The organism is Paraburkholderia panacisoli (assembly GCF_008369935.1).
Taxonomy (GTDB): Bacteria; Pseudomonadota; Gammaproteobacteria; order Burkholderiales; family Burkholderiaceae; genus Paraburkholderia; species Paraburkholderia panacisoli.
Map to the genome: position 1 here is coordinate 1 of NZ_VTUZ01000080.1, position 24,564 is coordinate 24,564.

Below are 24,564 nucleotides of genomic sequence, written 5' to 3' on the forward strand. Positions count from 1 at the left end.
GATCTCACGGCAGATCGTGGACGGCGCCCGTGAGAGTCGCATGGCGATCGACTGGATCGAATCGCCCACAGCGAGTGCCCGTGAAATCTCTTCACGCTCAGCCAGCGTGAGCGCCAGGGGCGGCCGGTGTCGCTGGGCCGGCCGGATGCCGCCGGTTTCAGCCAGAATCCGTTGCACAGACGAGTGGTTCCGATCAAAGATCTGGGCAATCTTCTGGAGAGATTCCCCTTTCTGCCAGCGCTCCCACATCAGCGCCTTCTGCGTCTCGCTGTAATAAATCCGGCGTCGCTGTTTCATCTGCAACACTCCCACTGCTTGCGCGGTCTTAAGTGTGTTGCATCCACCGGTTGAATCCGCCGACCTTCAGCCGCCGCACCGCGGCTGGTCGGCGACAGTCGGCTTTGGCCGATCAAGAGTCTGTCGTCGATGCGTGGCTAGGCCGCACCGATGAGCCGCCATCCAACGCACCCTGGCCGTCAACCCACGGCCGGATATCGATACGGAGCGACAGCAATTACATATTGAAGGCGGGCATTGCAGCGGAGCGAGTTCGAACGGCACTCCAGGTCGATTGTTGCCCCCTGGGGCGCGCCCCAACTCTCCCAGGTGAAGGTGACGACCCATGCCTGTCGCACAAGCGATCCACAGATGCATCCGTCAATAGACATGCAGGAAGCGGATAAGCTCATGCGCGCCCTACGTTTGCACGCGCGGGAAGCACGACACACCTTGCGACAATTCATGCAGATGGGTAGCACGCCATCGCAACATCAATTCCAGGCAGATGCGCAGCGAGTCCAGGGGGCGAGAAACAGCGGCGATGTCAATGGTTCTCGGCGGAACCCCGATCCGGCTCGGGTATCGGCGAAGGAGCCGTCCCCGCAAGAAAGTGTTGGAGCTGTCGCTCAGCCTCAATCACCTTGTGAAGAGGCGCGGTTCCCAGTTGTGCGTCATGCAGCGCAAGCAGCCTCTCGAAGACCGGAATGGCGTCCTCAGCAAGAATCCATTCGTTTGACCTGTCCGCAACTTCAAGCGCGGCCTCGACCGCGTATTCCGCCATCTTGTAGCATTCAACGCGTTCGGTCCCGTAGCCTGCCTGCTGAAGAAACCACGCGATGTAGGCGACGCGAATGAGCTCATTGAAAAGATGGCCGTTTCCACGACCGTCCCGGCATACGGCAAGTGCAAGATGGTGCGACAAGGACTGCTCCCGCGCGGACGCCTGATCCATTGGCAGGAGCATCGCCTTCGTTAGGGGTTGCCGGGGGCGAGATACCCCCCGGCCGCTGCGCTTCGAACTCATGTGCTGTCTCACTACACTTTCAAGAGTCTCATACCAGCCGCCCGCTGGTTTCGTGAATGGCCATTTCACGAGCATTGACGGCGTCCTCGAATGCGTTGCCCGCCGTGAACTTCATTGTCAATGCCGCCGGATTCGTGATGGCTCCTCCAGTCGAGGGATTGCGGCCACGTCGCTCGGCGCGTCCCCAATCGAAAATTAACCGAAGCCAATCAGTTACGCCGCATTTCTTCGCGTCACTGCCTATGCGACCATCTCGAGGATGGTGTCAATCACCGTATTAGTGTCCGCCCTGGTAATCCCGGTGGAAGCTGCAACGGCGTCAATCAGTTCAGTGATACTGGACCGAACCGCGAATCGACTAGTCAAAATTCAGAGGCGCGCAGCCAGGATCCAGATAGTAGTCAAGGAGTCGACTTACCCCTCCGGTGCCGTTTAATACCGGCTGCAACAACCCTGACGAAATCAATCTGTCAAGCGGCGCACCGCGTGAAAAATGCCGCCTATGTGGCGAAAAATCCTATGATTCCGGCCCGGTCGCAAACGGGCTCAAACGAATGCTTATACTCTACGCACCTCTTTCTCTGAGGTGCATCATATGCGGCAGAAATGGTTTGAACTGGTCCAGCTTTTCAGCTGGAACTCTCCAATGGCTCTTGCACTCGCGTCGGCCGCAGTCGGCTCCATCATAACTCTAGCGTGGATTTCCGCGAAGGATGCGAGGGAACGAAAACGTCAGCGGCAGGATACCGCGCTGGAAGTGGCGTTATCTCTGGAAGGCTATGCCCGGACATGCCGGACGATGATGCACAAAGCCGCCTGGGCAGCAGCGGAGCCGACTCGTTCTATAAGCCGTGAAGCCACCCACACTGTTTCCGTCCCGGTTTTCATCTATCCGGACAGTGTTCTCTGGAACGTCTTTAGCCGCAAGGTTATCTCCGAACTGCGTGAATATCCGGCTACGGTGCACGCCGCCCGCGAATATGTAGAGGCGTTCCGGGAGTTCGGCGAGCCGATCGACCTTTGCAGTCAGATTGAGTACGAATGTGCGAAGACAGCGAAGGCCGCTTTAGAGCTGGCTCGGGCCACGCGCCGCCGACACGGCGCTGCGACGTGGAGACCGGGTGTCAAGGATTCGGCGATGGAACGCGAACTCTCCGACTTCATTGCGAGCGCAGAAGAAAAGCGCAAGGTATCGCTCGATCGTCGGAAGGAGAGCATGATCGACCGGCGAGCAGACACACGACCGTTCGAAACCCCACTGAGCGCCTAGTACCTGGACAAAGGGAGCGGAGTTCGCTCCAGACGTGCAGTCGCCGTCCACGCGTGGAGCAACTTGTTTGCCCGGGACCGTTGAAGCCTCCTGAACGGAAGTTTGCATTCGCCTGTGCACGGACACCACACTCCCGATTCACTTAAAGCTGTGGACGCGCGAGACATACATCAAGCCCTATGGTCCAAGCCCCGGGGCTCCCATTGATGAAATCGCGCGTTCAGAGATTCCTGATCAATTGCTCGACATGGCAGGTCGCGCTCGGTCCATTTATCGCCTGCAAGAGTGATGGCGGTACGATCGTCTGCATGCCGGGAACGCCCAGCTCATTCGAACATATCGCGCCGGACACGGTTGGCGAAGGGATCGCTACAACTGCATGTGGGAGATAGGCGTTGTACTGTATAAAAATGCGGCATCCCGTCATGGACGAATCGGACGCAATGGAGTTCTACCTGGAGCGGGCCGAGATCATCGAGATCGACGGTGGACGCCCGCGCCCGGACACCAATATGCGGCAATCATTCTCACGCGCATCGCTTGATTTCTAGCAAAGCCTGACTATCATAAAGAACTGATGTAGCCCGCTGGAGCTTATCCAGCGCCCTTTGCAGTCCCGCTGTACCCTTGCGGCTTTGCTCCGTCCCATGTCTGGATGGCCGCAGGTCTGACGAAGACCCGGAGTTTCCTGTCTGCCCGGTTGGGGAATCAACGATTCCCGGCCGGGAATCCGCGATTCCCCTTTTTCTTTAGGAGAATCGCCATGAACCAGACTGAGCAACCCAGAAAGTACTTTGACCTGCATCTGACCGGCCTCGGTTATCTGTCGCGCGTGCGCGAAGTCACCTCGGCCGGGCAGGGTCGCGCCCGGGCTCGGCCGTTTCTGGCCTGTTCGATTGCCGCGTTCCACGGAGATCCCGAGGTTCAGAACGGGATCGTCTACCTGAATCTTGATCTGATCGTGTCGGGCGAAAAGGCCAGGGATGCGATCCTGTCGGTGATGAATGACGCCAATGATCGCGACGTCAAGGTGCTGGTCGGCTTTCGCGCTGGTGATCATTACATCAGCACCTATGAGATCAGGCAGGGCGACCGTGCCGGCCAGATGGGCACGGTCCTGAAAGGCCGGCTACTCAAGGTCTTCTGGATCAAGGTCGATGGGGTATTCGTGTTTCAGGACGAACTTCATGAAGAGCCGTCCGAAGACCCGCCCGACGATCCGGCCGATCACCCTGACGACGTTGTCTTACCTGACGGACATCCGCAACTGAATGCGCCGGTCACGGGTGATGGAGGCTTCGACGACCCAGTCACCGAAGGCGAGACACCCGATGCCTCCGCAAGCCATACCGTCAGTCGCGACGTGGCACACGTTCAGCGGTCGGACCGTCGACAGGATAACGTCCACGGTCAACGCTCCGCAGGAAACGCTGCCGGGAATCGACGCGGGACCGGCTTCCTGAGACGTGCTGTCCGACGGACAGGCACTGCAGGTTGACGTCGGGTTGCTGGTCGCTACGTGCGCTAGCCGCCGAGCATTCACGTGCAACAGGAGAATACTTATTGATTCGGCATCCTATATATCCAGATTGAAATTCTTTCCAGTTTTTCGGGCGTTTGCGTGTTCGCCCTTCTAAAACACGCCTTGATCCCTGGTTTGTCCGCTTTAAAAAGGCCAGGTGCGATGCCGGTTCGCCGGCATCAACATGCGGTTTCACTGATCCCTGCCTCAGGCGCCTTTGCGCTTTTCTCTCCTGAGGAGTCACAGGACGCCCGTCGCAGCCGCGAAACCGGCTGCGACTCCTCCCTTCCCTGCCCCCGGACACCGCGGGGCGATTTGTGCTGAGCTGCGTCGTCAGTCAGCTTGCTCCAGCGCGACGACCTGTCTCGTTGCGGCAAGCTGACTTCCCGTGGCTTTCCTCTGCGTGTCCCGATTTTCCTGAGCTCCCGGGCCGACGGCGGCCTCGAAACGCCGTGCCGTTTGCGCTCGCTGCGCTAAACACCCCTGGTCGTACGCCCGCGGCCAGGGGACATCGGCAGGCGCCCTGCTGTACGGACGCCTGCCAATGGACGCTTTACCGTTGATCCGCCGGCTGCGGATCCGTCAGGTTGCGGCGTCACTGTGACCACACCAGCGGTAACCGCAGTTCTTTCCGGCGCGTTGTTTCTGCGCGGCTGCGTGCCAGTTGGATCGGCATTCGGAATGTTCTCTGAGCCGGCTGGTTCAGATCGGGCCGCCCGCATCATCAGGCGGCCAGCGATCTGATCATCCAGTTTTTCCACCTCGAGGGGATGTTCCCTCAGGGGGCGTCCCCTCATTTTCCGGAGTTTTCAAAATGGGCATGGACGTCTATGGAAACACCCCCCGTTCGGACAAGGGCACTTATTTTCGCAATAACGTCTGGTGGTGGCATCCGCTCTGGCAGTACTGCGAGACGGTCGCGGCCGACATCATCCCAACCGGCAACCTCGGTCATTCGAACAATGGCTGGGGTCTGGACGATGACGGGGCCACTGCGCTTGCAGAACGGCTGGAGCTTGCCCTCCGGTCGGGTCACACGCACCGGTACGCCGAGCTGTACCACCAGCGGCTGCGCTCTTTGCCGAATCAGCCGTGTACGGTGTGCGGTGCCACTGGCCAACGCGCCGAACCACCAGCCACCGGGCCCGGCCCCCTGTTGTGTAACGCCTGCGATGGCAGGGGCGAAGTACCTGATTTTGAGACGCACTACCCGTTCGGCGAGGACAACGTCCGCGAATTCGCCGAATTCCTTCAACTGTGCGGTGGATTCCGCATCTGTTAGGCCACGTGTCATCTGCGGTTGACCCGCCGTTGACCTTTCAGGGAACCGCGTCACAGGACGACGCGCCAGCCATCCCGATATTTCACCCCATGGGGCATCGAATCCCATTGGGGAACGCATGCCCCTGTATCCATTCAAGGAGCATGTCATGTCTGTCTACTACTACGATGTCCCTCATTCAACTGCGCCGGCATCGGCGCTTCGTCCGGCATCACGCGAGCAACGTCTGCGTGACGGCAGCCTGGTGGACCTGTCGCGCATCGCCTGCGAGGCCGGTTTCAGGGCGCCGGTTGCGATTTCAAAAGAGGCGTTGCACCTGTGCCTCGCCGGTCTTCCTGACGTCGCTCCCGATGCCATTCCCGGCCCGTGTTCATCGGACGTTGCGGCCAGGCGCCTGTGGTCCGTGCTGTGGGCGGCGGCAGCCGAGGTCATGCATCGACACGAAGACAAGGCGGTCTTTTTCAGTGCACGCCTCGATCCTGACGAAGCCAATGCAGTACTGGCCTCCGATGTTCAACTGAAACTGGTCATCGATGCGGGAACCACTGACCGACCGGTCGCCACGATCCTGCTGCCCGATCAGGACTAGTCAATCTGACGCGGCAACGGCCAGATTATTTGCCTGGCACTTGCCATTCATTTGCATTGCGCCTGCTTTATTTACCCGTCGCGGGGATGCCTCCCCGCCAGGGGGCATGCTCCGCGCTTTTTTGCTGGAGAACATCATGCAACCTGACTCTGAAGCCCTGGCCTCAAACGCAACTGTCGAGGCCGTGCGCGTCCCCGAATCAAAGCGTATGAACACGCTGCCACGTTATTTCGGGCGGCAGCTGATGATGGGTGAGGCGTTGGTCTACCAGTCGCTGCAATCTGCCTGTGACGCCTATTCAGGCGGCTTGTGGGACTTCTTCGAACTGTCCAGTGGCGGTTTCTACATGACTCCCTGTCTGGAGGGGCCACTGCGGATCCAGTGCGATGGCAACGGCTTCGATGGCGAGATGTCGTGCGACGCCGCCGGCATTGTGGCCTGTCTGATGGCGTTCAATGCGCTTGCCTGGCAGACCCGCGAGGCGCACATCGGTGAGCTGTTCTACCAGTTGCGCGACTTCGCTACACAGCACGCAGAAGCGGCATCGATATTCGCCGCCATTGATTAAGGCATTGATCTTTCGTTTTTCGATTGAGTGGCTGTTCGAAGGGCGCCCCACTCCGGGGCGCCGAACCAATGAGGCAAACAGGGGCGCACGAAGTTCGCGGGAGGCAAGACGACGAATAGCGGAGAGTTAGTCCACGACGTCACACACGCGGCAGCGGCGGACTTGAGCCAGGCAGATACCGCCGCGGAAGTGGAAAAGGAGGTGGGAGGATGAAATGCATGACCGAAACAGACCCGACGCTCGAGCGCGGCGCGCAAATGAGCGACTGCGGCACGTACCGGTACCGCCTCTGGCGCGAGTGGGACAAGTCACGTCCGACGTTGGTGTTCCTGATGCTGAACCCGTCAACAGCCGACCACCTCGTCGATGACCCGACGATCACGCGGTGCTTCGCCCGCGCTGTCGCGAACGATTTCGGGCGGCTAGAAGTGGTCAACCTGTACCCGCTGCGTGCGACCGATCCCGACGAACTTCTGTCGCATCCTGACCCGCTCGGGCCGCGTAGCCGGGCCAACAGCGCCATCCTTGAAGCCGCCGATCGCGCGTCGATGGTCATCTGCGCGTGGGGCTCGCACGAAGCCGCGGCGACGCGCGCGGATGACGTGCTGCATCTCCTTGGCATCACCAGCATGCGCGACAAGCTGTTCCATATAGGGCTCAACCAGGATGGCAGCCCGAAGCACCCTCTCTATATCGCGCAGAGCGTCGCGCCGCGACCATTGTTCTGGAGCTCAAGATGACCCTGCCGATCCTCACAGTGGCACAAGCTCTGCCTTGTGTCCGACAAGTGACACGTATACATGCGCAGTGGTCGCAGGGGTGCGGGAAATCACACGCGGAGAGCAGGAGGTGAAATGAAACTGAGACTGGATGAATGGCTGAAGCGCCAGTTCGAACCTGCCCCGACCATCCGAACGGCCCGCCTATGGATCAAGAACGGCAAGATCTACCCCCCGCCCATGAAGGTCGGTCGAGCTTACTATGTCGACCAGAATGCAACGTTCCAGGATGGCACGACGCGCCCACGGCTCGCGCAGAGAATCCCGCAATAATCATGGCAGCCAGGCCCCGCATCCGCAAACGCGCGAATTGGCCAGAGAATCTGCATGAGCCTCGCTCTGGCTACTACACATGGCGCGACCCTCGTGACAAGAAGACCCACATTCTTGGTCGAATGCCACTGGCGCAGGCTATTCACGAAGCTCAAGAGGCCAACGTCGTTGCATCTCATGGAACGTTCACGCACACGCTCGCTCAACGCATGATGCAGGGCCACGAGACAATCGCCGATCTGCTCGACAAGATGCCGACCGATGGCGTGAAGCGAAGCACCGTCGAGCACCGAAAGCACCTGGACAGGTTGATCCGGGTCGAGATAGGCACCGTCGAATGCTCGGCACTCGCGACGAAACACATCGCCGAAATGCTGGAGAAGATCCAGGCGCGCGGAAAAATGCAGTGGGCCACGCATATTCGGAGCCGGATGCGCGCTGTCTGCCGACGTGGTATGGCGCTTGGATGGATGGAAAAGAACCCGGCGGAAGCAACCGAGAAGCCCAAGGTGAGGGTGAAGCGCCGTCGGCTCAAACTGGAGGAGTTTAACGAGATTCTAGAGCAGGCCCCAAAGGTCGCGCCCTGGCTTGCGAACGCAATGCTTCTCGCGCTCGTGTCGGGGCAGGACAGATCTACCATCGGCAGGTGGGAAAGATCTTTCGTTCGGGACGGAGTTGCAATCCTGCAGCGTACAAAGACGGGTATCCGCATCGCGATCCCGCTCGAACTGCACATGGATGTGATCGACATGTCTCTGGCCGACATCATCGCTCAATGCAAGGCAACCGGCGTGGTGAGTAAATACCTGATCCATCATATCCGCGGCAACGTCATGGCGCCGAAGGGCTCCGCAATCAAGCTGGACACCATCACCGAGAAGTTTTCAGCGGCGCGGGATCTGGCCGGCATTACCGGCGACGATGCCCCGACGTTCCACGAAATCCGAAGCCTGTCGAAGCGGCTTTACATGGAACAGGGCGGCGTCGACACCAAGGCGTTGCTCGGTCATATGAGCGATGCGATCGCCGATCTGTACGCAAACTCGCGCGGTCTGGAGCCGTTGAAAGTAAGAATAAATGGCAAATGACAGTAGCCTTTCCGATGCCTTCCAGATCCTTGGTGAATTGCCTGCCCAAGCGTGGAGTAGTCTTCATAGCGACTCCAGTCGGGCACTAAAGGTGTGTCTGCCAGTTTGATTTAATTCTTTGCATCTGGCGCCAGTCGGCGACGGACAAGCTGCAAGAATATGCGATCAAGCCGTACTTGATGCAACCGCTGCGCCATGACGCAGAATATTCACGATGCCGATTCCTGACTAGTGTGCGCTATTAGTCGACGCTTCAAATTCCTCATTTGGACGCCCCCGATCGACGCTCAGAGCGGGCCCGACAGGGCCGCTGCGATACCGTGTGGTCACACCAGAGGTCGAGTTGGCCGTGGCAGTTTTGAACGAATTTTGAACAAATATTGAACAACCCTTGCTGGATAAGGGTTTGCGGCCGACGGTGGGTGTCGAAGTGGTACGGCCCGACTTCGAAGCTCGAAGCGCTGGAGCGCTCCGGGTACGGGCGCCGCAGCAGCGCCGCGACGCGCTCGCGAAACTCGGCGGCGCGCAACGGCAACCCGGCGTAGTCATCCGCGCCGCTGACGAACGCGCGCACCATGCTCTCCTCCGACGTGTCGAGCGACGCGAACATGACCGGCAAGCGATCGCCGCCGATCCCTCGCACCGACTGCAGCACTTCGGCGCCGGACAGGCGTGTGCCCTGCCAGTCCAGCACCAGCAGATCCACGGTGGAACGGGCGAGCGCCTTCGACATGGCGAGGCCGTCGTCGTAAAGCATGCAGGTGTGGCCGGCCTTCAGGAGAACTTGTTCGATGGACTGCCGCATGACCGGGTCACGCTGAAGCACTGCAATGCGCATGGGTGGCTCTCAACTGGGTAGATCGGACGCCATTCTCGGAGGCGCGCCGCATCGATCCCATAGGATCATTCCGATTCTTAATATTTGTTGGGAGCGTGACGCGCCTCTCGCGGGCGAGACCCACCCGCCCTGTTCATCGGGCGCCGCGTCGAGCACCAGAAAAACCGTGCGCTGCGGAATTATTCCAATCCAATTAAGCACTTCCCGAAGCGCACGGATTTCATCCTGTAAAATCCCGGCCTGGCCCCAGTCGTCATCGCGCCTGCCCTATCCTGGCGGCGCGCCGGTGTCCCGTGCTCTACCCAGCGCTTGCCACACTTCTCGCCCGACGACCGCCGTATTTCCACGCGCTACGTGTGGTTTCCAATTCCAAAACAATGACATAGCAATGCAAGCGACAAATCTGGGTGGAGCGCAGGCTGTCACCCCACGCCCTCTTGGGCGCAGCGACTACAAAACGCTCGGTCTCGCCGCGCTCGGCGGGGCGCTCGAGTTCTACGACTTCATCATCTTCGTGTTTTTCGCGCCGGCCATCGGCCAGCTGTTCTTCCCGGCCGCGATGCCGGACTGGCTGCGCCAGGTGCAGACCTTCGGCATCTTCGCCGCGGGCTATCTGGCGCGGCCGCTCGGCGGCATCATCATGGCGCACTTCGGCGACCTGTTCGGCCGCAAGCGCATGTTTACGCTGAGCGTGCTGCTGATGTCGGTGCCCACGCTGCTGATGGGCCTGCTGCCCACCTATGTCAGCATCGGCGTGCTGGCGCCGGTGCTGCTGTTGCTGTTCCGCGTGATGCAAGGCGCGGCCGTCGGCGGCGAAGTGCCGGGCGCCTGGGTGTTCGTGTCCGAGCACGTGCCGCAGCGGCACGTCGGCTATGCGTGCGGCACGCTCACCGCCGGTCTCACGGCGGGCATCCTACTCGGCTCGCTGATCGCGTCCGCGGTCAATCGTCACTTCACGCCGGAGGACATCTCCGCGTACGCGTGGCGCATCCCGTTCCTCGTGGGCGGCGTGTTCGGCATGTTCTCGGTCTACCTGCGCCGCTGGCTGCACGAAACGCCGGTGTTCGCCGAACTCAAGCAGCGCAAGGCGATCGCCGCAGAAGTGCCGCTCAAGGCGGTGCTGCGCGACCATGGCCGCGCCGTCATCGTGTCGATGCTGCTCACGTGGATGCTGTCGGCTGCGATCGTCGTGGTGATCCTGATGACGCCGACGCTGCTGCAAAAGCAGTTTCATATCGCGCCGGCCACCGCGCTGCTGGCGAACTGCGTGGCGACGCTGTGCCTGACGATCGGCTGCGTGATGGCGGGCTCGCTCGCCGGGCGCTTCGGCGCGGGACGCACGATATTCGTCGGCGGCCTCGCGCTGGCGGTGACGTACTACGTGATGTTCCAGCAACTCGTGGTCGACACGTCCGCGCTGGTGCCGCTGTATGCGCTGGCCGGGCTGTTCGTCGGCGTGATCGGCGCGATTCCGTTTGTGATGGTCAAGGCCTTCCCGCCGGTCGTGCGCTTCTCGGGCATTTCGTTTTCGTACAACGTCGCGTATGCGGTGTTCGGCGGCCTCACGCCGATCGCCGTGTCGCTGATGATGAAGTCCAACCCGATGGCCGCGCCGTTGTATGTCGGCGTGATCTGCGTTCTCGGCGCAGTGACGACGCTCTTCATCAAGGACGCGCCGCGCGCGCGCTGAGCGCCGGGCTGTTCCGGCAACGGCGCCCCACGGGGCGCCGTTGTCGTTACGCCGGACTTTCTTCTTCATGCTGTTCCCGCGCTGGCGGCGCCTTGTGCCGACATCCACACTTCACGCCACGCCGAAACATGGTGCGTCGCATCGGACTTACGATGTGTTGCATGAACTCCCCGACTTCCATTCCCTCGCCCGCGCTCGGCCGCGTTCTCGCGACGGTCAGCGTCGGTTTCGTCGTCACGCAGCTCGACGTGACCATCGTCAATATCGCGCTGCCGAGAATGGGCGCGGCTCTGCATGCGAGCGTCGCGGGCCTGCAATGGGTCGTCGACGCGTACACGCTGGCGTTCGCGGTGCTGATGCTGTTGGCCGGCGTGCTCGGCGACCGCTTCTGCGCGCGCCGCATGTACGCGGCCGGGATCGTGCTGTTCGCGCTCGCGTCGCTCGCCTGCGGCCTCGCGTTCGACGCCGCGATGCTGGTCGCCGCTCGCGCGGTGCAAGGCGTCGGCGCCGCCGCGATGCTGCCGAACTCGCTGGCGCTGCTCAATCAGTCGTATGGACACGATCCCAAGCTGCGAGCGCGCGCGGTCGGTTTATGGACCGCCGCGGGCGCGATTGCCATTGCGGCGGGGCCGGTGGCCGGCGGCCTGCTGATCGCGGCGTTCGACTGGCGCAGCATCTTTCTCGTCAACCTGCCGATTTGCGCGGCCGGCCTGCTGGCGACGCTGCTGTGGGTGCCGCGGCCCAACACCGCGCTTCAAAACCCGCCAACCGCAGCCGATGCAAGCGCGCACGAAAGCGCCGAAGCAAGCCCGAGCGGCATCGACCTGGGCGGCCAGTGTCTTGCGATCGTCGCGCTGACCGCCTTCGTCGCGGCGGTGATCGAATGGCGGCCGCTGGGGCTCGGCCACCCGCTGGTGGCCGGCGGCTTCGTGCTGGCGCTGCTCGCCGCGGGCGCGTTCATCGCCGTCGAAGCGCGCGTCGCGTCGCCGATGCTGCCGCTCCCGCTCTTCAAAAAGCGCACCTTCAGCGCGGCGGTGCTGTTCGGTATCTGCGTGAATCTGACTTACTACGGGATGGTCTTCGTGCTGAGTCTTTACTTGCAGCGCGTGCGCGGCTATACGCCGTTACAGGCGGGACTCGCGTTTTTGCCTTTGACGGGCGGCTTCCTGCTGTCGAACGTCGCGAGCGGCTGGGTGGTCGGCCGCTTCGGTGTGCGCGTGCCGATGATTCTCGGTGCGATCTCCGCCGGACTCGGCTACGGCGTGCTGCATTGGGTCGATGCCACGACGCCGCTCATCGGCGTGCTGGTGCCGTTCCTGCTGATTCCGTCGGGCATGGGTCTGGCCGTGCCGGCGATGACCACCGCCGTGCTTGCGTCGACCGAGGCACAGCGCGCGGGCACCGCGTCGGCGGTATTGAATACGGCGCGGCAAGCCGGCGGCGCGGTGGGCGTGGCCGCCTTCGGCGCGCTGGCGAGCGGCGCGGCGGCCGCGCACATCGTCGCGGGGATGCAGGCGGCAAGCGCGATCTCGGTCGGTCTGCTGGCGTTGGGCGGCGTGTTGAGCTGCTTCGTGCAACCGCAGCCGCATGCTTCGGCGCCGGGCCCGCGCGGGAACGAGCGCAACGCGGACGTGACACGCGTCAGCGAATCAAGGTGAGGGTCGCGCGACGCTGGGGTGCGCGAGGTCGTTCGCATAAAAAATAACCCCGAAATGCTTGCGCACACGGGGTTTGACGCAGCCAGCGGGAGTTGGCGGCGGACAGCGCCAGGCGTCAGGCAACGCCTGCCGCCACTACATCATTCACAGCGACGCTTCCTGAATCACGCCGGTGTCGATCGCGCGCTCGATCAGCCCTTCGCCTTGCGCCTTGGCGATCGCGTCGGCGATTAACTTCTCCGGCTCCTCGATTTCGGCCTTGATCGTGCTGATGAGCCCGGACGCGTCCAGAACCACGAGTGTCTTCGCCGAATCGGCCAGACTGATGATCACGCGATGCGGCGTGGGTCCTTCGCCGAGACTGGCGCACAACTGCGTGACCTTGCCACCGATGGTTTGCTCGAAACTTTGGATCATTATGTGCTCCCTTGGTTACAGCAGAATCGAAAGCGGCATGCGTCGCATCAACGCCCGAGCCCGCCGCGTGGCGCGCGCGCACCGTCGACGCTGAAGCGGCCTGCGCCGGTCACGAACAGCAGCAGGAAGCCGCCTGCGATACCGATGTTCTTCCAGAAATGGATCACCATGTCGCGTTGCAAGGCGGCATCGACGACATTCCAGAAATCGTGGCCCAGCACCGCTGCCGCCACCGTATAGACGGCCATCAGGAGCGCGAGCGGGCGCACCTTGAAGCCGACGATCAGCAACAGGCCGCCAAGCACTTCGACGGCGGTTGCAATCGGCGCGGCAACCTGAACGAACGGCACACCCTTCGAATGCAGGTAGCCGACAAAGCCCGCATAGCCCAGCAGTTTCATCACACCGCTCCACAGAAACAGGACGGCCAGGGCTATACGTGCGATGAAGATGATGCCGGAATCGACGGGACGCGTCATGAGGGGCTCCTGTAAATGAATAAGCAGCAGACCCGGCCGGGCAGCGGCAGTTCCCCAGTTTGCAACTGAGGATAGCGCAACGGCTGCCTTTTCCTAGCCAGGACGGGACAGGCAGCATAACGGCGCGCGAGCGGTGCATGTGCGTCCGCTTCGGTCCCGCTCGTGGAGAGTGCGGACCTTGCCGCTTCGCTAGGCGCCGGGATAAGTGGCGACTTCGATCAGATTGCCGTCCGGATCGCGGCAATAGACCGAGGTCATCTTGCCGCGCGCGCCATCGCGCTCCACCGGACCCGCCTCGACGGCGACGCCCTCGGCAAGCCAGTGCGCCTTGACCTCGGCCGGGCTCGCGGTGGTGACGAAGCACAGATCCGCGCTGCCGGGCGCCGGCTCACGCGAGGTGAACCACGCAACCGTGTCAGCGCTCGCCGGACGCAGGTTGATCTTCTGATTGCCATAGGTCATCGCCACGCGGGTGCCGGTGCGCGACGCGAATTCGGTGCGTCGCATGCCGAGCATGCGCGCGTACCAGGCCGCGCTGGCTTCCACGTCGGCGACGTTCAGAACGAGATGATCGAGAGTGTCTATCGAAAAGCTCATGGGTCGTGTCACCGTGATGAGATCTGCAGAGCCTGAGTGAATCGGCTCGACTGGCTACCTGCATGCGCAAGCAAAGCCAACGGGGACGCGGCTTCGCCGCGTGCTCTCGCGGGCTATGACCGTGGCGCATCGGGAGCCAGCAACACGCCTTTTGTAAAGATGAAGCAGCCATAGCCACGCTCTTCGCCAGTCGCGATCACGCAATACGCTTTGCGGGCCCGCTCATAAAAAGCGAATCGTTCTATCGAAGCAAACGGAACCTCGCGCCCCTCGGCCGCGTTGACCTCGGCTTGCGCTTCGCGCTGCACCGCCGGAATCGTATGCGGCTCGCCCACTACCTCCATGCGCGACGCCGGTTGCTCGATGAAGGTATCCAGCGGCATCACCGACAGTACCGCGCGCACCGCACGCGGCGTGCTCACGCCGTCGAGATGGAGCAGCCTGCCTAGCACGGTAGCCTGCGCAACCGACGTGCCCGGAAAGTTGGCGTCGCAAATGACGAGTTCGTCGCCATGGCCCATCGAGCGCAGCGCATGAAGGATATCGGCGTTCAGCAGCGGGTCCAGATTCTTCAGCACGGTGTCTCCTTGTCCGGTTGCCCCGATCGACGGCTCGCCGTCCGGGTTGGGGTAGCGCAATGCCTGCGCGCCGGCGCTCACGTTCGGGCAGACCCGCAAGACGCCGGCTTGACAGTAGCGCCAGAACGCGCCGTTGCATCGCACTGCGTCGGTCGATTGTAGCAAGCAACGTTGCGCACATCGGTGCAGGACAGTTGGATACGACCGGACATCATCGCCGCGCCGGCGCATGGTCCGCCGGCGCGATACATCGTCGAGCGGCTCTGCGGCGCGGCGTGCGCGGCGGCGATGCCGCCGCAGCGCCACCGCAGCCAGCCGACCATCGCCAGCAGCACGAGCCCTGCGCCGCCCAGCACCGGCTCGCGCCAGCCCAGCAACGCGATGAACATGAACGCCCGTGCGCCGGCAAGCAGCGCGAAGCCGGCGATGACGCTGGTCAGCGCGTCGAGCGCCGCCGACACGCGCCCAACCGCGAGGGCGCTTTGAAGAGGCGTCTGGGCAGTCGGCTCGTGCATGATCGTCTCCGTGAGAAAAACGCGTGGGTCAGGCGCCGTCAGGGACCTGGTCGAGGAAACCGGTGACCGCCTGCAGGCGGCCATGCGCATCCACCACGCCAAAGTCCGAGCCCTTGACGATCGCGTCGCCCGCGGGCGTGGTGAGCTCCCACGAAAAGCGCAGCCGGTTCGCGAAGCCGTCGACCTGAGTCGTGCGGCGAAACATGTGCTGCGGGAAGCGTTCATGCACCGCGCGGATCATCGCGTCGATGCCGTCGTGGCCCGCGCCGGCCAGCAGCGGGTCGCGATAGTCGGCGTCGGCGGTCCACGTCGCGGCAATCAACTCGCGACGGCGCGCGCCGTCGGTCTCGTTCCAGGCATCGAAATAACGGTCGATCAGATCGGTATGGGCATTCATCTCAACACTCCTTGATTGGCATCACTGAGCACTCCGCTCGGCACACACGTCGTATGCGGCGGGCTCGGAGTGAAGATTGGCGGCTCGAACGCGCGCCGTCGATTACGTCGCAGGTAAGCATTCGCACGATTGGCCATCTGGCCGAATCGTCAGGAACGCCTCCGGCCGCTAACCTCTAGGACCAATGGGAGCTGCGCTGCGCGGGCGCGGCATGGTCGCAACGAAACGGGGGCGCGGCGGCTAGCCGCTTTATTGATATGGCTTTGATACTTGCAGACAGGTATCCACAAGGATACAATCACAAACAGATCGGAACACCACCCGTGTACACGGTCAACCGCACCGAGGTGTTCGACACCTGGCTCGCGGAACTCGCGGACCTGCGAGCGAGGGCGAAAATCCTCGTGCGGATCCGGCGCGCGGAACGAGGGCATTTCGGCGACGTGAAGTTGCTGGAGGACGGCGTGTCCGAGATGCGCATAGATTGCGGTCCCGGCTATCGGGTCTACTTCGCGCGCGAAGGGCGCACGCTGTATCTGCTGCTCTGCGGTGACAACAAGTCCACGCAGCCAGCCGATATCAAGCATGCCAAAACTATGTGGTCAGCAATCAGAGAGGGACTGTCATGAGCAAGATCAAAACGGCACGGTTCGACGCAGCGCATTACCTCGACAGCGAGGAAATGATTGCTGAATATCTCAACGCAGCGCTCGAAGAAGGCGACGCCGACGTCCTGCTCGCCGCGATCGCAGACATCGCAAAAGCACGCGGCATCGCGAAGGTCGCGGCAGACGCCGGACTCGGGCGCGAAAGCCTCTATAAAACGCTCGCGCCCGGCTCCAAACCGCGCATGGACACGGTGTTCAAACTGCTGCGCGCGCTCGGCGTCAAACTCAATGCGGTGCCGGAAGGCGTCGCGGCCGCATGATTCGTGCTGGCGGTCGTCGCGGCGGGTCGCAACTGCATTTGCCGTTGCCTTGATGCTGCCGGGTATTCGTAGTGGTCAGGGGGTTTTCCATTACCCGCCAGGTAATGGACCGCCCACGCGGTTTGGCTATCATCGGATGCATGAACACACTCTCTCTTGCGCAAACGGTCGCTTCGCCCCCGCCGGCGGCCAGTCGAACGGTCGGCGACTTGCTGCGTGAATGGCGGCAACGGCGAAGAATGAGCCAGTTGCTACTCGCCACTGAAGCGGATATCTCGACCCGTCATTTGAGCTTCGTCGAATCGGGCCGCGCGCTGCCCAGCCGGGAGATGGTCATGCATCTTGCCGAACGGCTCGAAGTACCGCTGCGGGCGCGCAATACACTACTGGTTGCGGCAGGCTATGCGCCGCTGTTTCGCGAGCGTCCGCTGTCCGATCCGCAACTGGCCGCCGCACGCGAGGCCGTCGAACTGGTGCTCAAAGGACACGAGCCTTACCCCGCACTGGCGATCGACCGGCACTGGACCATCGTCGCGGCAAACAGCGCGCTCGCGCCGCTGCTAACCGGCGCCAGTCCCGAACTGCTGAAGCCGCCGGTCAATGCGCTGCGCCTGAGCTTGCATCCGGAAGGCATCGCGGCGTCGATCGTCAACTGGCATGCGTGGCGGGAGCACGTGCTGGCCCGGCTCCAGCGGCAAATCGACGTGAGCGGCGACGAGACCTTGAGCGCGCTGCGTGACGAGCTCGCTGCGTATCCCGCGCCTGCGGGCGCGGACGCGCCTACCAATGACGAAGCCGCCGTCAATCAGATTGCCGTGCCGTTGAGGTTGCGCACGCCGATCGGCGTGCTGTCGTTTTTCAGCACCACCACCGTGTTCGGCACGCCGGTGGACGTCACGCTGTCGGAACTTGCGATCGAAGCGTTTTTCCCGGCCGATCAACAAACCGCGGCGGCATTGCGGGAGTTTGCCGAAAGCCAGCGCGTGGAGGCTGGGCGGTAGCTCGGTGCACGGCCTTAGCCCAAAGTAACCCAAAGCCGGAAAAGCGAGGCGAGCGCGAACACCGCACGCTTACCCGTTATCCACTCAGCCGATATTCATTTTCGCAACCGCCCCGCGCAGAGAGACACCTTGAACCACGCCGCCCTGCTCATCCGTCAACTCGGCCCCGCCGATCGGGACGCCTATTTCCAGCTTCGCCTACGCGGACTGAAAGCGCATCCCGAACTGTTCGGCCAGAGTTACGAGGAAGCGCTCGCAAGAGGCCCCGCGCAACACGACGCGATCTTGCAGGGCTTGCACGCGGTCGAAGGGGACTTTCTGCTCGGCGCTTACCTGGCGGCCGACACACCGTTGATCGGTGTGGTCGGACTGGCGCGCAACCAGCGCGACAGGGAGCGACACAAGGCCTCAGTCATCGGCATGTATGTCGCGCCGGAAGCCGCGGGCCGTGGCGTTGGGCGCGCCCTGCTCAACGAGTTGCTGACGCGGGCGGCTCGGATCGATGGTTTGCGGCAACTCCAGTTGATGGTCGACAGCAGTAACGAGGCAGCGCGCAAACTCTACGAGTCGTTGGGCTTTCGCAAATACGGTTGCGAAATCGAAGGATTGAATGTCGACGGCGTGTTTCACGACACCGATCTGATGATGCGGTTCATCTAGCTGATGTAGACGGTATGCGCGCGAGGCGTCGCTCAAACTCCGACGACGAGAAAGCAGAGATTGCGCTGCCCGTGCCGGCGTGCGCCTGGGTGCCGATGGTAACGCTGGCGGCGAAGCTCGATGCTAGCCCTAGTGCCAAAGCTGTTGCCATACAAGTAAAAATCGCGCAACACCCTCGCTCCCCCGACCGGGATCTGGCAAGCACACCGTCTCCCTGCCTGTCCAGCACGCTCGCCGTTCCCTGGCCGCCAACCCAGGCGCGATGCGCGAAACGCGATCCATGTATACTTTTCCGATTCCCTGTCTCCGCCACACCAACCCAGATTCGCCTCACTGCCGCCTTCCGGCGCCTTAGATCCCCAGTTTGTCAGTCAACTCACCCATGTCCGATCTTTCCACTCCGCTTCCACGTGTGCCGCGCCGTTTCGACATCAATCCGAAGCCGCTCGGCGCCGCGCTCGTTCTGATCGCGCTCGGCGCGATCTATCTGGCGCAAACCGTCAGTGGCCGCCAGGCGGCGCTCTACGTCGTCGGCGCCCTGCTGGGGATGTCGCTTTATCACGCGGCGTTCGGCTTCACGTCGGCCTGGCGGGTCTTTATCGCCGACGGCCGCGGCGCCGGCCTGCGCGCGCAGATGCTGATGCTCGCGCTCGGCGTGCTGCTGTTTTTCCCGGCGCTCGCCGCCGGTACGCTGTTTGGCCGGCCGGTGGTCGGGCTCGTCGCGCCAGCCGGCACGTCGGTGCTGGTCGGGGCTTTCATGTTCGGCGTCGGCATGCAGCTGGGTGGCGGCTGCGCGTCCGGCACGCTGTACACGGTGGGCGGCGGCAGCACCCGCATGCTCGTCACGCTGGCGGCGTTCATCGTCGGCTCGGTCGTCGCGACCGCGCACATGCCGTTCTGGACCGCGTTGCCGTCGCTCAAACCGCTTTCGATGGTGACGACGCTCGGCGCGGGCTGGGCCATCGTCCTGAACCTGGTGATTTTCGCGGCCATCGCGGCGCTCACGGTGCAGGTCGAACGGCGCCGCCACGGCCGGCTGGTCAATGAGCCGGCCCGTCAGCCGCACTCGTCGCCGTGGCTGCACGGCCCGTGGCCGTTGTTTGTCGGCGCGATCGCGCTGGTCCTGCTCAACTTTGCGACGCTGGCGCTGTCGGGGCGTCCGTGGGGCGTGACGTCGGCGTTCGCGCTGTGGGGCGCCAAGATCTTCGCCGCGCTCGGAATCGACGTGGCCAGCTGGCCGTATTGGGCCGCTCACGCCAACGCGGGTTCGCTGGCGGCCCCTGTTACACATGACGTCACGTCGGTGATGGATTTCGGCATCGTCCTCGGCGCCATGATGGCTGCGGCGCTCGCCGGCCGTTACGCGCCGGTCTGGAAGGTGCCGGCGCGCTCGCTGATCGCGGCGGTGGTCGGCGGTCTGATGCTGGGCTACGGCGCCCGGCTGGCTTATGGTTGTAACATCGGCGCCTACTTTAGCGGCATCGTGTCAGGCAGCCTGCACGGGTGGCTGTGGCTGGTCGCCGCCTTTGCCGGCAACGTGCTCGGCACGCGTCTACGGCCGGCGTTCGGCCTTGAAGTGGAACGCGTTCGCCAGACGGGTTGCTGAAGTCCCAGAAGTCGTTACAAATGCGGCTCCATTTGTAACCGGGGCTGCACCATCTCGTTACATCTCCGTTTCGTCCCCAAAAGCGAACCAGAGGCAGGTATTTATTACATGCCTTTGGTCTCGCTTTCTATCTCCTTTCTAATTCAAGCGGCATTTCCCAGCGCGCGGCCGGTCGCGATTTTTTGTTCAGACAATTACATCAAACGCCCGTATTACAAAGGATTTCGACGATCAGACGAAAATCCCCGACGGCAAAAAATTCGATAAGCATCACCCATTACAATGGCGTGAAATAATTACCGAAAAATGATGTATCTTTTTGAGATATTTTTTTGAGAAGGGATTGATTTCTTGTTTTGCCCTTCATACAATTCGACCCAAGCTGTTACGAAATGTAACGCGATGTATCAAAAGGTCGCTGTCTGTATCAGGTGGTGACATGTAGCCGGAGGTCTGCGTTTCCGGCGAGGCACAAAAGACATAACGGCAAAAAAAAGCCGACATAGAAATTCGGGGCTTCGGAAACACAAAAAATGGACCGTAGCAGCGAGACGCTGGATTCAATCCGCGAGATTAACTTGTCTTACATCATGCTTGCGCAACGCATGTTGCGTGAGGACAAACCGGTCGGGATGTTCCGCCTGGGACTGTCGTCGGAACTGGCTGATTTGCTTGCCGGGCTGTCGCTCGCGCAGATCGTCAAGCTGGCCGCTTCCGATCAGCTTTTGTGCTTTTTCCGCTTCAACGACCACTCGATGTTGTCGGCGTTGACGCAAACGACGAAGCACGCAGCGGTTGCACCGACACACGCGGCGATCCTGCTTGCAGGCCAGCCCGCCGAGCAGTTTGCTTAATCGAGGTGACTGCGATGCTCAAGCGTAGCCTGACGGAAGACGCACAAGAAGTATTCCGTGCAATCGCGCTGATCGAACTCGGCGCACGCATGCAGGTGCTCGAAAGCGAATTGACACTCTCGCGCGACCGCATGATCCGCCTGTACCGCGAGGTCAAGGGCGTATCGCCGCCCAAGGGCATGCTGCCGTTCTCGGCGGACTGGTACATGACGTGGCTGGCGAACATCCACGCGTCGTTGTTCTACAACACGTACCTGTTCCTGAAGAACGAAGCGCGTTGCTCGCATCTGGATGCGCTGACCAAAGGGTATCGGCTGTATCTCGAACATTGCCAGCACAGCGAAACCGAACCGGTGCTGGACTTGACGCGCGCCTGGACGCTGGTGCGTTTCTTCGACGCGAACATTCTGCAGTTGACCAAGTGCTGCCGTTGCACCGGCAAGTTCGTCGCGCACAAGCACGATTTGCAGCACAACGTGGTGTGCGGCGCATGCCAGCCGCCGTCGCGCGCCGGCAAGACGAAGAAGGCCGCGGCCGCTCGTCAGGAGGCGCTCGAAGCCGCGCAGATCGCGCAGGCCGCGTGAAGTGAGTTGAATCGTCGAGGGCTGGTCCGCCCGATTCGAATCGAAGCCCTATATAAATCCGCACACTGTGCGGATTTTTTTTCGCCATTGCGCAAGCGGATCAGCCCGCCAATCCCACCGTCTGCACCACGAGCCAGAGATTGGCCGCACTGATCGCACCGAACAGAAGCCAGGCAAGAAGTCGCGTCGGCAGCCTGTTGGCGAATTCGCCCATCAACGCGCGGTCGTTGGTCATGCGAATCAGCGGATAGAGCGCGAACGGCAACTGCAGGCTCAGCACGACCTGGCTTGCGACCAGCAATTGACCGACCGCGCCGTTGCCTAGCATCTGCACGCCGATCAACGCGGGGATCAACGCCAGCGCCCGCGTGATGAAACGCCGTTGCCAGCACGGAATCTTCATCTTCAGGAAGCCTTCCATGATCACCTGTCCCGCCACCGTGCCGGTGAACGTCGAGCTTTGCCCCGACGCGAGCAGCGTGATCGCGAACAGCAACGCCGCGAAACCGGTGCCGACGATCGGCGCGAGCAGCCGGTACGCGTCTTCGATCTGGGTCACCTGGGTGTGACCGTTGGCATGAAAAGCGGCGGCGGCGAGAATCAGGATCGCCATGTTGATCAGCAGCGCGAGCACGAGCGACACGATGGTGTCGATCCGCGACATGCTGATGGCCGAGCGGATGCCGCCCGAGTCGCGCTTCACCGCCCGAGTCTGCACGATGGACGAATGCAGATACAGGTTGTGCGGCATCACCGTTGCGCCGAGGATGCCGATCGCCAGATACATGGGTTCGCGCGAACTGAGCGCCTGCCACGACGGAATCAACCCTTGCGCGACCGACGGCCAATGCGGCTGCACCAGCGCCAGCTCGATGATGTAGCCCACGCCGATCGTCGCGATCAGGCCGAGCATGATGGCTTCGAGATCGCGGAAATTCTTGCCCTTCAGACCGAGTACGATCAACGTGTCGAACGCGGTCAGCAGCACGCCGGTGGTCAGCGAGCAATTGAAGAGCAAATGAAACGCGAGCGCGCCGCCGAGCACTTCGGCGAGGTCGCAGGCGACGATCGACAACTCCGCGAGCAGCCATTGCACGCGCGCCACGCCTGGCGAATAACGCGCACTCGACAATTGCGCGAGGTCGCGCCCGGTGGCAATGCCCAGGCGCATGCTCAGACATTGCAGCGCCATTGCCGCGAGACTCGACAGCAGCACGACGAACAGCAGGCTGTAGCCATAACGCGAGCCGGCCTCGATCGCGGTGGCCCAGTTGCCCGGGTCCATGTAGCCGATTGAAACCAGCAGGCCGGGCCCCGCGAATTGCAGAATCTTCTTCCAGAACGGCGCGCCTTGCGAGACGGCCACCGAGCCCTGCACCTCGGATGGGCAGAACGGCGCCGTAGCGGTGGTGGGTAGTTTGAACGGCAATCCGGGAATCTCTTGAAGGGGATAAACCGCGACGCCTTATAGAAGAGGCCAGAGGCCGTCGCGAGCCGCCTCAAGTGTACAAAGAAACCTCGGGCAATGTTCCGCTGAGCGCGTAGCGGCCTACGTCGCGCACGCGATAGTCCAGTGGATCATGCAGCGTATGCACGCGGGCATTGCGCCAGAACCGGTCGAGCGCGAGCGGCGCGTGCGTGGCGCGAGCGCCGCACGCATCGAACAGCTTTTCGCTGACGTCGAGCGCGGCGCGGTGCGCGACGATCTTCGCCTCCGAAGTGGCAAGCGCAACGTGCGCGCGTGCTTCGGCGGAAAGCGACGAGCCCTGCTGCCAAGCGTCGTCGAGCGCGTGGGCGGCCCGCGCGGCGAGCGCTTCGGCGCTCACCGCCTGCACCCGCATCTCGCCGAAGCGCTGGATCAGATAGGGATCGTCGGTGGCTTTGTCGACGCCCGCACTGATCCACGGTCTGCTGTGTTGCGTGACGTAGGCGCGCGCTTCTTCGAGCGCGCCCTGCGCGATGCCCACGAACAGATTGATCAGCACCTGCTGCGAGATCAGCGTGCGCAAGCTCGCATACGGCGTGTCGGCACGTTCGAGCACTTCATGCGGCTCGACCCGGACCCGCGCGAACGACACGCTGCCGCTATCGGTCTGCCGCTGGCCGATCGGGTTCCAGTCCTCGTGCACCGTGATGCCCTCACGCGCGGTCGGCACCACGGCGAACACCGGTTTGCCGGTGGCCGGATCGTGCGCGGAGATCGTCATCATGTGCGAGCCGCGCGTGCCTGAGCAAAAGCCTTTCTGGCCATCGAGAAGGTAGCCGCCGTCGCCGCTCGCCGTTGCGATAAGCCGTGTGTCGAGAGGGTTCACTGCATTGCCCCACCACCAGCGGTGTTCCACGGTGCCATGCAGATAGCGCGCGCGCTGTTCCGGATTACCCCATACGTTGACGCTCACCACCTGCAGGCAGGTGAAGCCCAGCAGATGTGCAAGCGCGCTGTCGACTCGCGCGATTTTGCGAATCGTCTCGTAGATATCGGGCCAGCGCGCTCCGAGGCCGCCGAACTCGCGCGGCACAGCGAGCGTGAGCAGCTGCGCATCCGCGATCCACTGCTTTTCCTGTGCGGCGTGGCCGCCTTCACGATCGCGCTGCGCGGCGCTCGCACGCAACGCGTCGAGCAGACCGGCGAGATCACGCACCACCGGCGCGGCAAATGCGTCATGCGTTCGCAACGCGTCGGGATGACGAGGTTCGTTCATGCAGTGTCCAGGTGAAGAAGTTGGGTGAGCGGTGACGGGCGCGGCTCGGACAGCGATGACGCGCTCGACGACGCAAGCGCCCCCGCGTTGCGCGCCCATCGCCTGCGCGGCTTCGATCAACCCACAGTCCACTTCACGCCAACTCGCTTGCGCGATGCGCGCGAAAAACGAAATCGCCGCCTGCGCTGCGAATCATCATAGAAGGCAGTGAGCCACCGGCCTACGAACGGATTTTCGAAAGGAAAGCGTGAAAAGCGATTTGGATCGGCATAGGGGACGGCTATGAGGCCGTACCCCTGCCACACCACCCGGCATGCGGGTCCGCACCGGGCGGTTCGGGGAGTTGAGGTTAGGAGAGTCGGGGTACCCCCAGCCGGTCGAAGTAA

The 24,564-nt window shown here is 62.5% G+C and carries 29 protein-coding genes and 1 pseudogene; 18 read left to right on the forward strand and 12 right to left on the reverse strand.

The genetic code is table 11. The features are described 5' to 3' along the window. The 3 genes from FVF58_RS48475 to FVF58_RS48485 all read right to left on the reverse strand — a co-directional run. A partial coding sequence (locus FVF58_RS48475) for a helix-turn-helix domain-containing protein (RefSeq protein WP_149676605.1) occupies positions 1-297 on the reverse strand: 297 nt, incomplete at its 3' end. Positions 298-823: 526 nt separating this feature from the next. Continuing rightward, positions 824-1,231, reverse strand: a complete 408-nt coding sequence (locus tag FVF58_RS48480) for a hypothetical protein (protein ID WP_149676606.1) — start codon at positions 1,229-1,231, stop codon at positions 824-826. 100 nt (positions 1,232-1,331) lie between these two features. Then, complete coding sequence (locus tag FVF58_RS48485) at positions 1,332-1,547, reverse strand: HU family DNA-binding protein (RefSeq protein ID WP_425469035.1); 216 nt, start codon at positions 1,545-1,547, stop codon at positions 1,332-1,334. Positions 1,548-1,898: 351 nt separating this feature from the next. Here FVF58_RS48485 and FVF58_RS48490 point away from each other — a divergent pair, with 351 nt between their 5' ends. The 9 genes from FVF58_RS48490 (at position 1,899) to FVF58_RS48525 (ending at position 8,674) form a co-directional block, all read left to right on the forward strand. Continuing rightward, on the forward strand, positions 1,899-2,573 hold the full coding sequence (locus FVF58_RS48490; protein ID WP_246217563.1) for a hypothetical protein: 675 nt from the start codon (positions 1,899-1,901) through the stop codon (positions 2,571-2,573). A gap of 425 nt (positions 2,574-2,998) precedes the next feature. Then, positions 2,999-3,124 carry a hypothetical protein gene (locus FVF58_RS54380; RefSeq protein ID WP_281291363.1) on the forward strand — a complete coding sequence of 42 codons (126 nt, stop codon included), beginning with the start codon at positions 2,999-3,001 and terminating at the stop codon, positions 3,122-3,124. A gap of 212 nt (positions 3,125-3,336) precedes the next feature. Further along, a complete protein-coding gene (locus FVF58_RS53930; protein ID WP_246217564.1) occupies positions 3,337-4,071 on the forward strand; it encodes a DUF3577 domain-containing protein in 735 nt (244 codons plus the stop codon). Positions 4,072-4,909: 838 nt separating this feature from the next. Continuing rightward, positions 4,910-5,377, forward strand: a complete 468-nt coding sequence (locus FVF58_RS48500; protein WP_149676607.1) for a hypothetical protein — start codon at positions 4,910-4,912, stop codon at positions 5,375-5,377. Positions 5,378-5,525: 148 nt separating this feature from the next. Then, positions 5,526-5,966, forward strand: a complete 441-nt coding sequence (locus FVF58_RS48505; RefSeq protein WP_149676608.1) for a DUF6573 family protein — start codon at positions 5,526-5,528, stop codon at positions 5,964-5,966. A 136-nt stretch (positions 5,967-6,102) separates the two neighbouring features. Further along, positions 6,103-6,534 carry an antirestriction protein gene (locus FVF58_RS48510; RefSeq protein WP_149676609.1) on the forward strand — a complete coding sequence of 144 codons (432 nt, stop codon included), beginning with the start codon at positions 6,103-6,105 and terminating at the stop codon, positions 6,532-6,534. A gap of 218 nt (positions 6,535-6,752) precedes the next feature. Continuing rightward, on the forward strand, positions 6,753-7,274 hold the full coding sequence (locus FVF58_RS48515) for a DUF1643 domain-containing protein (RefSeq protein WP_246217565.1): 522 nt from the start codon (positions 6,753-6,755) through the stop codon (positions 7,272-7,274). Positions 7,275-7,388: 114 nt separating this feature from the next. Beyond that, on the forward strand, positions 7,389-7,586 hold the full coding sequence (locus FVF58_RS48520; RefSeq protein WP_149676611.1) for an excisionase: 198 nt from the start codon (positions 7,389-7,391) through the stop codon (positions 7,584-7,586). Positions 7,587-7,588: 2 nt separating this feature from the next. Further along, a complete protein-coding gene (locus FVF58_RS48525; protein ID WP_188131202.1) occupies positions 7,589-8,674 on the forward strand; it encodes a phage integrase central domain-containing protein in 1,086 nt (361 codons plus the stop codon). Between the two features lie 412 nt (positions 8,675-9,086). Here FVF58_RS48525 and FVF58_RS48530 read toward each other — a convergent pair. Further along, positions 9,087-9,512: pseudogene (locus FVF58_RS48530) on the reverse strand (response regulator transcription factor); the annotation flags it as partial. Positions 9,513-9,900: 388 nt separating this feature from the next. Between FVF58_RS48530 and FVF58_RS48535 the strand changes: the two are divergent. Continuing rightward, positions 9,901-11,202, forward strand: a complete 1,302-nt coding sequence (locus tag FVF58_RS48535; protein ID WP_149676614.1) for an MFS transporter — start codon at positions 9,901-9,903, stop codon at positions 11,200-11,202. 152 nt (positions 11,203-11,354) lie between these two features. Continuing rightward, complete coding sequence (locus FVF58_RS48540; RefSeq protein ID WP_425469034.1) at positions 11,355-12,860, forward strand: MFS transporter; 1,506 nt, start codon at positions 11,355-11,357, stop codon at positions 12,858-12,860. A 144-nt stretch (positions 12,861-13,004) separates the two neighbouring features. Here FVF58_RS48540 and FVF58_RS48545 read toward each other — a convergent pair whose 3' ends face one another. The 6 genes from FVF58_RS48545 to FVF58_RS48570 form a co-directional block, all read right to left on the reverse strand. Continuing rightward, entirely contained in the window at positions 13,005-13,277 is a 273-nt protein-coding gene (locus FVF58_RS48545) for a hypothetical protein (RefSeq protein WP_149676616.1), read from the reverse strand. A gap of 47 nt (positions 13,278-13,324) precedes the next feature. Further along, a complete protein-coding gene (locus FVF58_RS48550) occupies positions 13,325-13,756 on the reverse strand; it encodes a DoxX family protein (RefSeq protein ID WP_149676617.1) in 432 nt (143 codons plus the stop codon). Between the two features lie 189 nt (positions 13,757-13,945). Next, positions 13,946-14,353, reverse strand: a complete 408-nt coding sequence (locus FVF58_RS48555; protein WP_149676618.1) for a VOC family protein — start codon at positions 14,351-14,353, stop codon at positions 13,946-13,948. 113 nt (positions 14,354-14,466) lie between these two features. Beyond that, positions 14,467-14,931: an RbsD/FucU family protein gene (locus FVF58_RS48560; protein WP_149676619.1), complete on the reverse strand. Its 465-nt coding sequence runs from the start codon at positions 14,929-14,931 to the stop codon at positions 14,467-14,469. A gap of 77 nt (positions 14,932-15,008) precedes the next feature. Then, entirely contained in the window at positions 15,009-15,446 is a 438-nt protein-coding gene (locus FVF58_RS48565; protein ID WP_149676620.1) for a hypothetical protein, read from the reverse strand. Positions 15,447-15,474: 28 nt separating this feature from the next. Continuing rightward, positions 15,475-15,843: a nuclear transport factor 2 family protein gene (locus FVF58_RS48570; protein ID WP_149676621.1), complete on the reverse strand. Its 369-nt coding sequence runs from the start codon at positions 15,841-15,843 to the stop codon at positions 15,475-15,477. Between the two features lie 323 nt (positions 15,844-16,166). Here FVF58_RS48570 and FVF58_RS48575 point away from each other — a divergent pair, with 323 nt between their 5' ends. The 7 genes from FVF58_RS48575 (at position 16,167) to flhC (ending at position 21,476) form a co-directional block, all read left to right on the forward strand. After that, a complete protein-coding gene (locus tag FVF58_RS48575) occupies positions 16,167-16,472 on the forward strand; it encodes a type II toxin-antitoxin system RelE/ParE family toxin (protein ID WP_342802453.1) in 306 nt (101 codons plus the stop codon). After that, positions 16,469-16,771 carry an addiction module antidote protein gene (locus tag FVF58_RS48580; protein ID WP_149676623.1) on the forward strand — a complete coding sequence of 101 codons (303 nt, stop codon included), beginning with the start codon at positions 16,469-16,471 and terminating at the stop codon, positions 16,769-16,771. The genes FVF58_RS48575 and FVF58_RS48580 overlap by 4 nt, the downstream gene beginning before the upstream one ends. A 140-nt stretch (positions 16,772-16,911) precedes the next feature. Continuing rightward, positions 16,912-17,772 carry a helix-turn-helix domain-containing protein gene (locus FVF58_RS48585; protein WP_246217566.1) on the forward strand — a complete coding sequence of 287 codons (861 nt, stop codon included), beginning with the start codon at positions 16,912-16,914 and terminating at the stop codon, positions 17,770-17,772. A gap of 129 nt (positions 17,773-17,901) precedes the next feature. Then, complete coding sequence (locus FVF58_RS48590) at positions 17,902-18,432, forward strand: GNAT family N-acetyltransferase (RefSeq protein ID WP_149676625.1); 531 nt, start codon at positions 17,902-17,904, stop codon at positions 18,430-18,432. Positions 18,433-18,814: 382 nt separating this feature from the next. Next, positions 18,815-20,038 (forward strand): YeeE/YedE family protein, encoded by a 1,224-nt coding sequence (locus FVF58_RS48595; protein WP_149676626.1) that lies wholly within the window; start codon positions 18,815-18,817, stop codon positions 20,036-20,038. A gap of 533 nt (positions 20,039-20,571) precedes the next feature. Next, on the forward strand, positions 20,572-20,892 hold the full coding sequence (gene flhD / locus FVF58_RS48600) for a flagellar transcriptional regulator FlhD (RefSeq protein ID WP_028194930.1): 321 nt from the start codon (positions 20,572-20,574) through the stop codon (positions 20,890-20,892). A gap of 14 nt (positions 20,893-20,906) precedes the next feature. Further along, entirely contained in the window at positions 20,907-21,476 is a 570-nt protein-coding gene (flhC, locus tag FVF58_RS48605) for a flagellar transcriptional regulator FlhC (protein ID WP_028194931.1), read from the forward strand. A gap of 100 nt (positions 21,477-21,576) precedes the next feature. Here flhC and FVF58_RS48610 read toward each other — a convergent pair whose 3' ends face one another. Both FVF58_RS48610 and FVF58_RS48615 read right to left on the reverse strand, forming a co-directional pair. Beyond that, entirely contained in the window at positions 21,577-22,905 is a 1,329-nt protein-coding gene (locus FVF58_RS48610) for an Nramp family divalent metal transporter (RefSeq protein ID WP_149676627.1), read from the reverse strand. Positions 22,906-22,975: 70 nt separating this feature from the next. Next, positions 22,976-24,178, reverse strand: coding sequence for an acyl-CoA dehydrogenase family protein (locus FVF58_RS48615; RefSeq protein WP_149676628.1), 1,203 nt, complete (start codon positions 24,176-24,178; stop codon positions 22,976-22,978). Positions 24,179-24,564: the final 386 nt, after the last annotated feature.